Below are 13278 nucleotides of genomic sequence, written 5' to 3' on the forward strand. Positions count from 1 at the left end.
AGCGGCTTGCGCTTGCTTTAGCTTGATTTCAAGGTGTTTCAGCTCCAGTTTGCTTTGTGGGTGAGCGCAACCAGCTTTTCATTTAATAGCGCTTGCATGCTGCCGTTAAGCTTGCAGCTTTCATCGTGCACAGACAGGCACAGGAGCGCGTGTGACAGCAGAGCAGCAACCAAGGGCGTCGCAACCGGCAGCTAACTGGCAGCCGGGCCTGATCGCCATTCACGGCAACCAGACCGAGGCGCTGGCCGATACCGTGCTGGCCTGGCTGGCCGCGCACCCCTTGCAGGCGCTGGAGCCCGAGATCGTGCTGGTGCAAAGCAACGGCATGGCCGAGTGGTTCAAGATGCGCATGGCCGGGCAGCAGGGCGTGTGCGCCGCCGCACAGGTCGAGTTGCCGGCGCGCTTTGTCTGGCGCAGCTACCGGCAGATTCTGGGCAGGCATGAGGTGCCACGTGAATCGCCGCTGGACAAGACGCCCATGATCTGGCGCCTGATGCGTCTGCTGCCGCAATGTCTGGGCGAGTCTGCATTCGCACCGATCGCCAACTTTCTGCGCCCTGGCGAGCCGCAGCGCCTGCTGCAGCTGGCAGAAAAGCTGGCGGACCTGTTTGACCAGTACCAGATCTACCGCGCCGACTGGCTGGCCGCCTGGGAGCAGGGCGAGGATGTGCTGCGCACGGCGGGACGCCCCGATGCGCCCGTGCCCGAAGGGCAGCTCTGGCAACCCCAGCTGTGGCGCAAGGTGCTGGCCGAGCTCGATGAGCAGGAGCGTGCCGCCACCCGCCCGGCCCTGCTGGCGCGGATTCTGGACGCGCTGCAGAGCGGCCGGCCGCCGGTCACGCCGCTGGCGCGCCGCGTGGTGGTGTTCGGCATGAGCCAGATGCCTCTGTCGCTGATGCAGTTTCTGAGCGGCATTGCCCAGCACAGCCAGGTGCTGATTGCCGTTCCCAACCCCTGCCGCTTTCACTGGGCCGATGCCATCGACGGGCGCGAGCTGCTGCGCCAGCAGCGCCGCCGCCACGCCGACAAGGGCGGCAAGGACCTGGCGCAGATTCCCTTGGCCGCCATGCACGCCCATGCCCATCCGCTGCTGGCGGCCTGGGGACGGCAAAGCCGTGACTACGTGCGTCAGCTCGATGCCTTCGACACCACGGATGACACCGCCATGCAATGGGGCTGGCCGCGTGTGGATGTGTATGACGAGGCCGAGGCGGGCGAGCTGATCGACGCACCGCTGCTGGCCCAGGTGCAGCAGCGCATTCGCGATCTGGTACCCATGTCTGAGCACCCTGCCGTCGAGATCGCGGCGGCCGACCAGTCCATCGTCTTTCGCAAGGCCCATGGCCTGGTGCGCGAGCTCGAAGTGCTGCACGATCAACTGCTGCAATGGCTGGCCGAGCCTGCCGCTGCGGGCCGCGCAGCGCTGGCGCCGCGCGAGGTGGTGGTCATGCTGCCGTCGATTGAAGAAGCTGCACCCGCCATCCGCGCCGTGTTCGGTCAGTACGGCCGCCACGATGCGCGCCATATCCCGTTTGACATTGCCGACGTGGGCGCGCGCGCCAGCAGCCCGCTGGTGACCGCGCTGCAATGGCTGCTCAAGCTGCCTCAGCAGCGCTGCCGCCTGAGCGAGTTGTGCGATCTGCTCGATGTCCCCTCCGTGGCGGCGCGGGTGGGGCTGGCGGCCGACGATCTGCCCCAGCTCACGCACTGGATGGCCGGCGCAGGCATTCGCTGGGGGCTCAACCATGCGCAGCGCGCCCAGTTGGGCCTGGCGGCCTGTGGTGATCCCAACAGCGCCTGGTTCGGCCTGCGCCGCATGCTGCTGGGCTATGCCAGCGGGCCGGCGCTGCAGGCCCCCTTCGACGATGCACAGGCTTTTGCCGGCATGGAGCCCTATGACGAAGTGGGCGGCCTGACGGCCGAGCTGGCCGGATCGCTGGCCAGCTTGCTGGGGCGCATGCTGCAGTGGTGGCAAACGGCTGCAACGGCCGTGGCTCCCGAGGTCTGGGCCCAGCGTTTTCGCAGTCTGATGGATGACTTCTTTGTCGCGCAGGGCGATGAGGACCAGGCCTTGTGCGCCGCACTCGACACGGCCCTGGTCGGCTGGCAGTCCGCCTGCGAGCAAGCGGGCTTCGATGCCCTGATTCCGCTGGAAGTGGCGCAGGAGGCCTGGCTGCAGGCCCTGTCCGAGCCCGCGCTCAACCAGCGCTTTCGCGCCGGCGGCGTGACTTTTTGCACGCTGATGCCCATGCGCGCCATTCCCTTCGATGTGGTGTGCCTGCTGGGCATGAACGATGGCGACTACCCGCGCCGCGCCATGCGCGTGGACTTCGATCTGATGGCCTTGCCCGGCCAGCAGCGCCCCGGCGACCGCGCGCGCCGCGACGATGACCGCCAGCTGATGCTGGATGCCTTGCTGTCGGCCCGCAGCAAGCTCTACATCAGCTGGGCCGGCCGCCATGTGCGCGACAACAGCGAACAGCCCCCCTCGGTGCTGGTCTCGCAGCTGCGTGACTATCTGCGCCAAGGCTGGCAGGGCGAAGGCAGCGCAGGCCTTTGCGCCAGCGAGCGCGGAGATCTGCTGCTGGCCCAGCGCACCCGCCAGCATCCTTTGCAGCCTTTCAGCCGCCGCTATTTTGAACAGGCTTCGGGGCTGTCGACTTTCGCGCGCGAATGGTATGGCGCGCATGAAGAGCGGGAGGCGCAGTCGCTGCCTGTCGTGGCCGCATTCGAACCTGACCCCGAAGTACCGCTGACGCTGGCACGCCTGACGGAATTTCTGCGCCATCCTGCACGCAGCTTTCTGCGCAACCGCCTGCAGGTACGCTTCGAGCAGGACGAGGAACTGCTGGAGGACGACGAGCTTTTCAGCGTCGATGGTCTGACCGCCTACGGCCTGATTCAGCAACTGCAGCAAGGCGTGCGCACGCAGCTGGCGCATGATGCGGCGCTGGACGTGGGTCTGCAGGTGCAGCGCCAGGTGCAGCGTCTGGGGCGTGCCGGCGTGCTGCCGCTGGCGGGTCTCGGCAGGCGCGAGGCCGAGGCCTTGCAGGTCCAGGCCACGCCGTCGCTGCTGGCCTGGCAGCAGCAGATGCGGTTATGGCCCCATGCGGCGCCGCGCGAGCGGCTGTTGCTGCACTGCGATGCGGTCACGTTGGATGACTGGGTGGATGGCTTGCAGGAGCGCGAAGAGCCGTCCTCGGATGCGGGCCACAGCCGTTGCTGGTTTGCGCTGGAGCCGCGCACGCTGCTGAACAAAAAAGGCGAGCTGCAGGCCTACAAGCTGCTGCCCATCTATGTGCGCAGTCTGGCGCTCTCCAGCACGGGCACCGACACGCTGATGGGCGTGATCGCACGCGACACCCTGGTCTGGGTGCAACCGCTGGAGCCGCAGGCGGCCACGCAGCGCTTGCAAGCCTTGATGCAGCTGTGGCTGGCGGGCCAGAACGAGCCCTTGCCGTTGCCTCTCAAAAGCGCCATCGCAGCCGGCCTGGACGATCTGAGCGCCGCAGCACAGGCCTATGAGGGCGGCTACATGCTGGGCGGCGAATGCGAAGACCCCAGCTGGGCGCGCTGCTACCCCGGCTGGGAGGCGCTGACGGCCGATCTGCGCTTTCACGCCCTGGCCAAGCAGGTCTATGGCCCGCTGCATGACTGGCTGGCCGCGCAGGTGCACACCGAGAGCCTGCCCCTGATACAGCGTGCAGACCAGAACGAACAACCAGGAGAGCTGGCATGAGCACGCCCGCCAACCCCATGAAGCCCGACAGCCAGGCGCTGCAGCCCCTGCATTTCCCGCTCTGGGGCTCGCGTCTGATCGAAGCCAGCGCGGGCACAGGCAAGACCTGGACGATTGCCGCGCTCTATCTGCGGCTGGTGCTGGGCCATGGCGCAGAAAATGGCTTTGCCCGCGCCTTGATGCCGCCCGATATTCTGGTCATGACCTTCACACGGGCCGCCACGCGCGAGCTGTCGGACCGCATTCGTGACCGCCTGATCGAGGCCGTGCAATGCTTTCGCGGCGAGGCCGAACCGGCTGCGCACGACAGCTTTCTGCGCGATCTGCGCGATGCCTATGCCGAAGGCAGGGAGCGCGATACCGCCGCCTGGCGGCTGGATATGGCTGCGCAGTGCATGGACGATGCCGCCATCCACACCATAGATGCCTGGTGCCAGCGCATGCTGCGTGAGCATGCCTTCGACAGCGGCAATCTGTTTGATGAAACACTGGAGGCCGATGAAAGCCAGCGCCAGACCGAGGCTGCACAGGATTACTGGCGCCAGCAGTGCTATCCGCTGTCGGGCGAGCTGCTGGAGACGGCGCTGCAGGTCTGGCCCGATGTGCAGGCCCTGGTCAAGGATATGCAGTCGCTGCTGCGTGAAGACATCGCCGCCACGGCGGGCGCCGGGACCTTGGGTGAATGCATTGCACAGACCCAGGCGGAGCGTGCGCAGCGGTTGCGGGCACTGGCCGATGGCTGGGACGCCAAGGCCGGGCGCATGCTGCGCTGGATCGAAGGCGAGCTTGACGGCCGCGCTGCGCTGTGGGACAAGCGCAAGCTGCAGGCCCGCTACTATCAGGGCTGGTTCGACAGCCTCATCGTCTGGGCGCAAGACCCCTTGAACCGGTCGCTGGAACTCAGCGATTCCGCCCGCAAGCGCCTCCGCCCCGAGGGGATGGCCGAGGCCTTCAAGGGCTCGACCATGGACTTGCTGCTGCCCACTGAATTTTCCGAGCTGGAGCAATTGCTTAAAGCGTTGACCGAGCTGCCGTCGATCAAGGTGGCGCTGCGCCTGCATGCTGCAGTCCATGTCCAGCAGCGCCTGCTGTGGCTCAAGCGCCAGGCCGGCACTTTCGGCTTTGCCGATATGCTGCAACGCCTGGACGCTGCCCTGGCCGGAGATAACGGGCCTGCGCTGCAGGCCGGCATTCTGGCCCAGTACCCGGTGGCGCTGATTGACGAGTTCCAGGACACCTCGCCGCTGCAATACCGGCTGTTCGACCAGATCTACCGTACGGCAGACAACCGCGCGGACAGCGCATTGCTGCTGATTGGCGACCCCAAGCAGTCCATCTACGGCTTTCGTGGTGCGGATATCTACAGCTATCTGCAGGCCAGGCAGGCGACCGAGGGCCGCCACTATGTGCTGGACACCAACTTCCGCTCCACCGAGGCGCTGGTCGATGCGGTCAACCAGTGGTTTGTGCAGGCTGAAGTGCGCGAAGGCGAGGGCGCGTTCATGTTCCGCGCAGGGCAGAGCAATCCGCTGCCGTTCGAGAGCGTCAAGGCCAATGGCCGCAAGGAGCGGCTGATGCAGGGCAGCCAGCGCATGGCAGCGTTGACCATCGCCTGGGATGGCAGCAGCGAAGAGCCGCTGAGCAATGACGACATCCGCCGCCGTGGGGCGGAGTTCTGCGCCAGCCAGATCGTGCAGTGGCTGATGGACGCTGCAACTGGCTTTGCCGAGGGCGACCAGCCGCTGCAGCGCCTGCGCCCGGCCGATGTTGCGGTGCTGGTGCGCACTGGCAAGGAAGCCACAGCCGTGCGCCGCGCGCTGGCGCGGCGCAATGTGGCCTCGGTCTATCTGTCCGATCAGGACTCGGTATTCGCCAGCAGCGAGGCGCAGGATCTGCTGCTGTGGCTGCGTGCCGTGGCCGCCCCCCTGGACGGACTGGCCGTGCGCGCCGGCCTGGCCACGCCCATGATGGGTCTGTCGTTTGACGAGCTGGCCTGGCTGGCCAGCGATGACGAGGCCTTCGATGCGCGCAGCGAGCTGCTCAAGGAGCTGCACAGCCTCTGGCTGCGCCTGGGCGTGCTGGCCATGCTGCGCCAGACGCTATACCGCTTTGAATTGCCGGCGCGCTGGCTGCAGGATATGGGCGGCGAGCGCCGTCTGACCAACTATCTGCACCTGGCCGAGCTGCTGCAGGGCGCGAGCGCCCAGCTGGAGGGCGAGCAGGCGTTGATCCGCTGGCTGGCCACCCAGATCGAGAGCCCGGGCGCGGCCGGCGATGCGCAGATCGTGCGGCTGGAATCGGATGCCGATCTGGTCAAGGTCGTCACCGTGCACAAGAGCAAGGGGCTGGAGTACCCACTGGTCTGCCTGCCGTTTGGCGGCAGCTTCCGGCCTGTGGACGGCAAGGCGGCCTATCTTTCGCTGCCCGTGCAGATCGATGGCGCACCCGCGCGCGAGCTGGTGCTGGACTACGACGATGCACAGTTGGCGCAGGCCGACAAGGAACGCCTGCGCGAGGATCTGCGCCTGCTCTATGTGGCGCTGACCCGTCCGCGTCATGCGCTGTGGATGGGGCTGGCCCCCATGAAGCGCGGCAACAGCAAAAACTGTGCGAACGAACAGGGTGCGGCGGGCTATCTGCTGGCCGGAGCTGTTTCGCAGTCCGCAGCCCGCTGGCGCGCCAGCATCCAGGCCCTGAGCGAGCGTTGCACGCAGATCGCCGTGGTGGATTTGCCGGCCGAACTGCCCGTGGCCTCGCGCTATGTTGCCGCTCAGGCCTTGCCCGCCCTGGCCGCCGCGCCGGTGTACGAGGCGCAGTTCGACCGCCGCTGGGGCATTGGCAGCTTTTCGTCGCTGACCCGCGCCATGGCCGCACCCAGCCTGCCGGTCCTGCCGGTGGCCGCACAAAGCCCTGCCGAGGACGAGCGTGCGCTGCAGGCCCAGGAGGCCGGTGAAGCTGCGCTGGATCTGGGCGTCATCAACGAGGTCATGACCACCCTGCCCACCTTGACCAGATTCGCCGCCGGTGCGCGCAGCGATGCGGCGGTCTGGCACCGCTTCATGCGCGGCCCGGTGGTGGGCAATTTCCTGCACGACCAGCTGGAATGGCTGGCTGCCGAGGACTTTGCGCTGCAGCCCGAGGATGATCCCGACAACAGCGAGCCCCTGGCGGCCCGTCTGCTGCGCCGCTGCGAGCGCGCGGGCCGCAAGGAGCAGGCCGCCGATGTGCTGCAGTGGCTGCGCGCCGTGGTGCACCAGCCGCTGGCGCCGCTCGGTGTCTCGCTGGCCCAGCTGGGCGGAGGTGATGCGCTGTTGCCCGAGATGGAGTTCTGGCTGCCGGCGCGGCGCCTGTCGGCACCGCGCATCGACGCGCTGTGCCGCCGGCACATCCTTGCCGGCCAGCCGCGCCCGGCGCTGCCCGAGCGCGAGCTGCACGGCATGCTGATGGGCTTTGCCGACCTGGTGTTTCATCATGGCGGTCGTTACTGGGTGCTGGACTACAAGACCAACCACCTGGGCCAGGACGGCGCGGCCTACGCACCTCAGGCGCTGGAGCAGGCCATGCTCGAACATCGCTATGACGTGCAGGCGGCGCTGTATCTGCTGGCTCTGCACCGCCTGCTGCAAAGCCGCCTGGGCGCGGCCTACGACCCCCGGGAACAATTGGGCGGCGCGCTCTATTTCTTCCTGCGTGGTCTCGATGGCGAGGCCGCCGGCATGCATGTGCTGAAGCCGCCGCTGGCGCTGCTGCAAGGGCTTGATGCGCTGCTTGGCGACTGCGAGCAAGAATCGAAGGAGGAGCAGCCATGAAGGGCCGCCGCAAAGCCGATCTGCAGACGCTGGACCTGTTTGCCGCCCCCGTGGATGGGGACCGGATTGCGCCGGACACCACGGACTGGCTGGCCGCTCTGGAGCGCCTGGCAGATGCCGGCCTGCTGCGCCGCCTGGACAGCGCCCTGGCGGCGTTTGTGGCAGCGCAGGACGCCGAGGCCGGGCCCGCGCTGCTGGTGGCCACCGCCGTGCTGGCGCAGATGGAGGGGCGCGGCCACAGCTGTCTGCCCTTGCAGGCGCTGGCTGGCGATCCCAATCAGATTCTCGCCTGGCCCAAGGAGGCCGAGCGACTGCAGCATTCGCTATGGGAGCAATTGCCCGGCCGGCTGGCCGACTGGCTGCAGGCCCTGCGCCGCAGCCCCGTGGTGCGTGTCGTGCAGCCGGGTGCGGTAGCGGCAGACCGAGGTCAGCCGCTGGTGCTGCTGGACGGCGCTGCGCCCTTGCTGTATCTGCGCCGCTACTGGGACTACGAGCGCAGTGTCGCCGCGCATATGGCGCAACGCACGGCGGCCGATGCGGTGGCGCTTGACGAACCCAGGATCCGCGACTGGCTGGGACGGCTTTTCACCGCGTCTGCCGTTGCCGCGAATGCGGTGGACTGGCAGAAGCTGGCTTGCGCGCTGGCGCTGCGGGGGGGCATGTCCGTCATCACCGGCGGGCCGGGCACGGGCAAGACCTATACGGCCGCCCGCCTGCTGGCGCTGCTGTTTGCCACGGCGCCGGATGCCGCGCAGCTGCGCGTTGCGCTGGCTGCGCCAACTGGCAAGGCGGCGGCGCGGCTCAAGCAGTCCATCGACAGCTCGCTGCTGGAGCTGAAGGAGGCGGTGGGCCGCGAGCTGGATCTGGAAGCCCTGGTCAAGCGCATGGGGGCGGCACGCACCCTGCATTCGCTGCTGGGCGCAAGGCCCGACACGCGGCGCTTTGCCCACCATGCGGGCAATCCGCTGGATGTCGACGTGCTCATCGTCGATGAGGCCTCCATGATCCACCTCGAGATGATGGCCGCGCTGCTGCAGGCCCTGCCGCCCACGGCGCGCCTGATTCTGCTGGGCGACAAGGACCAGCTCGCCTCGGTGGAGGCCGGTGCCGTGCTGGGCGATCTGTGCCGCGATGCGCAGCGGGGCAATTACGCGCCGGACACCGCGGCCTATGCCGGGCGCGTGACGGGCCAGCGCCTGCCAGAGCAGTACCTGGCGCCAGCCAGGGCCTTGCCGCTGGCCCAGCACACCGTCATGCTGCGCGAGAGCCGCCGCTTTGGCGGGCCTATCGGTCAGCTTGCACAGGCCGTGAATGCCGGCGATGCACCTTCTGCCATGGCGCTGCTGCGCATGCAGACCCAGGCCGGCCTGCATGCCGAACTCTGGGCACGTGAAGGCGGTGAGGTCGAGGCCGTGGTGCGCAGCGCCGTGCAAGGCCGTGGCAGCATGGCCAGCTATGCCGCCTACGCCGAGGTGCTGGAAAGACATGGTCAGGGCAAGGGGCGCGGCTTTGCCGCCGAGGCCGATCACCAGCAATGGGTGAGGGACGTGCTGGCCGCCTTCGACCGCTACCGCCTGCTCTGCGCCATGCGCGATGGCAGCTGGGGCGTGGCGGGCCTGAACCGCGCGGTGGAGCAGGCATTGCAGGCCATGGGCGCCATACGCAAGGAGGGCGAGTGGTATATGGGCCGTCCGGTGATGGTCACCCGCAACGATGCGCAGCTGGGCGTGTTCAATGGCGATATCGGCATGGCACTGCCCAGCTTTGCCGACCCGGCGCGGCTGCGCGTGTACTTCATGCAGGGCGAGCATCTGCACCATGTCAGCACGGCGCGCCTGGCCCATGTGGAGACCGCATTTGCCATGACGGTGCACAAGAGCCAGGGGTCGGAGTTCGAGCACACGGCGCTGGTGCTGGCCGCGCAGGGCGGCAATGTGCTCAGCCGCGAGCTGGTCTACACCGGCATCACGCGGGCGCGCAAGGCGTTCTCGCTGTGGACCGAAGTGCCCGGCCTGTTGGTGTCGGCGATGGGCAGTCCCACGCAGCGCAGCAGCGGTTTGCTGGGATTCATGGAGCGTGCTCAGTAGCCTATGGGGGAGACTCTGTTTTGATAGCCGCTACCGCAGTTCAGGTAAGCACTGGAGGCTTGTTTCGCTCAAGCTGTACAGGTTTCCCATTTGGCCTGGCTCGAAGTGATGAGCCTGTGACGCCGGCGAAGTCCAAGCGCGAGACGGCCAGCAAGGGCCGCCCCGCAGCCAGGGGTGTCGCCCCTCTTCGGGGGAAGGCGCGGGGCCGCCCAGGCGAAGCGGCTCAGGGGATCAGTGTTCGTAAACCGCTTCCCAGTTGGCAAATCCCTTGACCTCGATCGGGTTGCCGCAGGGGTCGGTGAAGAACATCGTCCACTGCTCGCCGGGCTCGCCTTCGAAGCGCACCTGCGGCTCCAGAATGAAGGCCGTGCCAGCGGCTTTGAGGCGTTCGGCCAGGGCCAGCCAGTCGGGCTTGAGCAGGATCACGCCCAGGTGGGGCATGGGCACCATATGGTTGCCGACCTTGCCGGTGTTGCTCACGGCAAAGGGTTTGCCCAGGTGCAGGGAGATCTGGTGGCCGAAGAAGTCGAAATCGACCCAGGTGTCGGTGCTGCGACCCTCGCGGCAGCCCAGCACGCTGCCGTAGAAGCGGCGGGCCTGGTCAAGATCGGTCACGTGGTAGGCGAGATGAAAAGCGCTTTGCATGATGGAGCCGAGCGTAGCATCACCGGATCGAGCCAGGCGCCCAGGCGCATCAGCGCGCAGCCTTGGCCTGTATCCGTGCCATCAGTTCCTCGGTGTTGCTCTTGCGGTCGGCGTTGACCTTCTGCACCGTGGGACGTTCGCCCATGCGGGCCAGATAGTCGCGCACCGGCAGCTTGGCCAGCAAATCGCTGCCGCCCACGATCTTGCAGGCGCTGCTGACCAGGGGCAGGTGCACGATGGCGCTGCAGTCGGCCAGCGTGAAGCTGTCGCCCGCGATGAACGGGGTGTCGAAGCGGGCCAGCTTGGCGAAGGCTGCAATGTTCTTTTTCAGCTGCTCCAGCGTCTTGTCGCGCGCGCCGTCACTGATCTTGCCGCCGAAGAAGGCCTGGGGGTAGAGGTTGCGCGCCACCAGCTCCAGGTGCAGGTTCAGATAGACGCAGAGTTCGCGGACCTTGGCGGCAGCAAAGGGGTCCGAGGGCAACAGCGGCACCTTGCTGGACAGCGTTTCCACATATTCGATGATGGCGTCGGACTCGCTGATGGCGCCATGCTGGGTGCGCAGATATGGCACCTTGCCCAGCGGCGATTCCTCGGGGTTGGTGCTGCCCAGCCAGGCGAGTTCCTCCGCGAAGGGAATCTGCTTTTCCATCAAGGCCAGCTTGACCTTGTTGTAGTAGTTGCTGGCCGAAAATCCGCACAAAGTCAGCATGCTTGTCTCCTGATCGGTTGCTGTGAATAGGTCACGACTTACGCAAAACGGGTCCAGCCAAGACGACTGCCTTGGGAGGCAGGCCGATGCTGCATTCTTGTTTGCGTCAGTCCCATAGAGATAGGTATCCGTGGCCACGCTATCGTAGAGGCAAGTGGTGCAAGCCCTGCGTCGCCAACCGGATAGCGGGCCAGCTCCTACAATCGCCCCATGCATTGGCGCGCACACCCTCCTCGGCACGAACCGGCAGCCCTTATGGCGCGCTGGGCGCTGGGGGCATGGTTCTGCGTGCTGCTGGTCAGCATGATCACGCCCTGGGCGCGCGCCACGCCGCCTGCCGGCTGGGAGGCTGTGTGCACGGCCAGCGGCAGCACACACTGGGTGCCCAGCCCCGCCAGCGACGATGCCGCCACCCCGCATGGACTGGATTGCGCGCTGTGCCTGCCGCTGCTGGCGCCGCCGCCAGCGCAGCAGCCAGATCCGGGCAGTCACCGTGCCATTCTCGATGCCCTGCCTTGGGCCGATGTTGCTCGCAGAGCTTTTGTCTCCACCCTGCCGCCCGTACGCGCACCGCCCTTTGAGACTCTGAAAAACATAGCTGAGGGCGCTTGATGGTCAAGCGCTTCAGATCGATTTGAGATTGATACGACTTATGCCAATCAGGCTCAAGCAAGGGCTTCGTTTCAAGAAGACCATCTTGATGCACCCTTGTTTGCGTAAGTCCAGACTGAATTTGAATGGAGATGGTTTCATGAATATGCGTCGTTTTACCGTGATGGCCCTGGGTTCGCTGGTCGGTTCGCTGCTGGTTTCCGGTGCCGCCTGGGCCCATGCCGATGCTGCCCATGTCAAGGTTGAAAATGCCTGGGCCCGCGCCAGCGTGGAGGGTCAGCAGGCCTCGGGGGCCTTTATGCGCCTGACGGCCCAGGAGCCGCTCAAGCTCGTGGGCGTGGAAACCACGGCTGCTGCAGTGGCCGAGGTGCACGAGATGAAGATGGAGGGAGACGTGATGCGCATGCGCGCCATCGAGGCGCTGGATCTGCCCCAGGGCGTGGCCGTGGAGCTCAAGCCCGGTGGCTATCACCTGATGCTGCAGCAACTCAAGGCCCCGCTGGTCAAGGACAGCCAGGTGCCCGTGACCCTGGTGTTCAAGGATGCCAAGGGCGCAGTTTCGCGCCTGAGCCTGCAGTTGCCGGTGCGCGTGGCAGCCCCTGCGGCGGCCGGTGCCGGGCATCAGCACATGGGCCATGGCGCGCATCAGCATTGATGACTTGAGCCAGGGCTGCGGCCTGCTCCCTTGTTTGCTGCGAACATCGCAAGTGCAGTAAGCTAGTTCCGCATCCGGCCCTGTCCGGATGCGGATTCTGGTATCCATCCCTGCAGTGGAGAGCACTATGAGCGGCGACGCATCGGCATTTGGTTTCGGCAAGTTCATTCCTGGCTTTGATTTTCTGCAGGGGCTGGCGCAAAGCGCTGGCGCTGCGGCCAACCCCATGGGCCGTGTGCCGCAATGGGTGGCTCCCACCGTCAGCGTGGAAGAGGTTGACAAGCGCATTGCCGAGCTGAAAGCCGTGCAGTTCTGGCTGGAGCAAAACAGCCGCGCTCTGGCCGCCACCATCCAGGCGCTGGAAGTGCAGCGCATGACGCTGTCCACGCTCAAGGACATGAATGTCAGCATGAGCGAGCTGGCCAAGTCCTTTCCTTTCCCCGGTGCAGCGCCGGTAGAACCCGCAGCGACTGCCAATACCGGCTGGCCCATGGGCAGCGCCACGGCCAAGGCTGCGGTAGCAGAGCCGTTGGCAAGCCCTGTGCCCGAGCCTGAAGCACAGGCTGCGGCCCAAGAGGAGCAGATCCATGCCGAGGCTCCTTCTCAGGCTGCCTTGAGTCAGGCCATGCAATGGTGGGGCGCGCTGACCCAGCAGTTCCAGCAGATTGCGGCCAAGGCCATGGCAGAGCCCGTTCCGCCCGAGACCCTTGCCGCTGCCCAGCGTGCGACCGAGATGGCCAGCGGTTTTGCCAAGTCCACCATGGAAAAGGTGATGGCGCAGGCTGGCGGCTTTGGCGCTGCAGGTGCAGCAAAGAGTGCAGCAAAGAGTGCAGCGGCAGCCGAGCCCAGGCCTGCACGCAAGGCGGCGGCCAAGACCGGTCAACCCCAAGCGGCAGCCGGCAAAACGGCAGCCGCTAAAAAAACTGCTGCCAAGCAGCCTGCTGCTAAAAAGACGGCCGCCAAAACCTCTGCTACCTCGCGCAAGCCCTGAGCAATCCCTTCCCGCTAAGGTGGAAAATCGT

8 protein-coding genes are annotated in these 13278 nt (G+C 66.6%); 6 read left to right on the forward strand and 2 right to left on the reverse strand.

From position 1 onward, the window contains the following. Positions 1-151: 151 nt before the first annotated feature. The 3 genes from recC to recD are packed head-to-tail and all read left to right on the forward strand — an operon-like array spanning position 152 to position 9635. Positions 152-3739, forward strand: a complete 3588-nt coding sequence (recC, locus tag F0P97_RS02050) for an exodeoxyribonuclease V subunit gamma (RefSeq protein ID WP_182285414.1) — start codon at positions 152-154, stop codon at positions 3737-3739. Beyond that, positions 3736-7548, forward strand: coding sequence for an exodeoxyribonuclease V subunit beta (gene recB / locus F0P97_RS02055; RefSeq protein ID WP_182285415.1), 3813 nt, complete (start codon positions 3736-3738; stop codon positions 7546-7548). The genes recC and recB overlap by 4 nt, the downstream gene beginning before the upstream one ends. Continuing rightward, the gene (recD, locus tag F0P97_RS02060; protein ID WP_182285416.1) at positions 7545-9635 is read left to right on the forward strand and encodes an exodeoxyribonuclease V subunit alpha; all 2091 of its coding nucleotides are present in this window, start codon (positions 7545-7547) and stop codon (positions 9633-9635) included. Before recB ends, recD begins: the two co-directional genes overlap by 4 nt. 231 nt (positions 9636-9866) lie before the next feature. Here recD and F0P97_RS02065 read toward each other — a convergent pair whose 3' ends face one another. Both F0P97_RS02065 and F0P97_RS02070 read right to left on the reverse strand, forming a co-directional pair. After that, positions 9867-10280 carry a VOC family protein gene (locus tag F0P97_RS02065; protein WP_182285417.1) on the reverse strand — a complete coding sequence of 138 codons (414 nt, stop codon included), beginning with the start codon at positions 10278-10280 and terminating at the stop codon, positions 9867-9869. Positions 10281-10329: 49 nt separating this feature from the next. Further along, the gene (locus F0P97_RS02070; RefSeq protein WP_182285418.1) at positions 10330-10989 is read right to left on the reverse strand and encodes a glutathione S-transferase; all 660 of its coding nucleotides are present in this window, start codon (positions 10987-10989) and stop codon (positions 10330-10332) included. A 255-nt stretch (positions 10990-11244) separates the two neighbouring features. On the opposite strand from F0P97_RS02070, the gene F0P97_RS02075 reads away from it, so the two are divergent. From F0P97_RS02075 to F0P97_RS02085, 3 genes are all read left to right on the forward strand, one after another. Next, positions 11245-11601 (forward strand): DUF2946 family protein, encoded by a 357-nt coding sequence (locus tag F0P97_RS02075; protein ID WP_182285419.1) that lies wholly within the window; start codon positions 11245-11247, stop codon positions 11599-11601. 139 nt (positions 11602-11740) lie between these two features. Continuing rightward, entirely contained in the window at positions 11741-12256 is a 516-nt protein-coding gene (locus F0P97_RS02080) for a copper chaperone PCu(A)C (RefSeq protein WP_182285420.1), read from the forward strand. Positions 12257-12383: 127 nt separating this feature from the next. Further along, positions 12384-13247 (forward strand): PhaM family polyhydroxyalkanoate granule multifunctional regulatory protein, encoded by an 864-nt coding sequence (locus F0P97_RS02085; protein ID WP_182285421.1) that lies wholly within the window; start codon positions 12384-12386, stop codon positions 13245-13247. The last annotated feature ends 31 nt before the right edge of the window (positions 13248-13278 follow it).

The organism is Comamonas testosteroni (assembly GCF_014076415.1).
Classification (GTDB): Bacteria; Pseudomonadota; Gammaproteobacteria; order Burkholderiales; family Burkholderiaceae_C; genus Comamonas; species Comamonas testosteroni_F.

Bases quoted from the DNA above. Each gene is read 5' to 3' on its own strand.
- F0P97_RS02065 (WP_182285417.1), bottom strand. From the start codon at position 10,280: ATGCAAAGCGCTTTTCATCTCGCCTACCACGTGACCGATCTTGACCAG.
- recB (WP_182285415.1), top strand. From the start codon at position 3,736: ATGAGCACGCCCGCCAACCCCATGAAGCCCGACAGCCAGGCGCTGCAG.
- F0P97_RS02080 (WP_182285420.1), top strand. From the start codon at position 11,741: ATGAATATGCGTCGTTTTACCGTGATGGCCCTGGGTTCGCTGGTCGGT.
- F0P97_RS02085 (WP_182285421.1), top strand. From the start codon at position 12,384: ATGAGCGGCGACGCATCGGCATTTGGTTTCGGCAAGTTCATTCCTGGC.
- F0P97_RS02070 (WP_182285418.1), bottom strand. From the start codon at position 10,989: ATGCTGACTTTGTGCGGATTTTCGGCCAGCAACTACTACAACAAGGTC.
- recD (WP_182285416.1), top strand. From the start codon at position 7,545: ATGAAGGGCCGCCGCAAAGCCGATCTGCAGACGCTGGACCTGTTTGCC.
- F0P97_RS02075 (WP_182285419.1), top strand. From the start codon at position 11,245: ATGGCGCGCTGGGCGCTGGGGGCATGGTTCTGCGTGCTGCTGGTCAGC.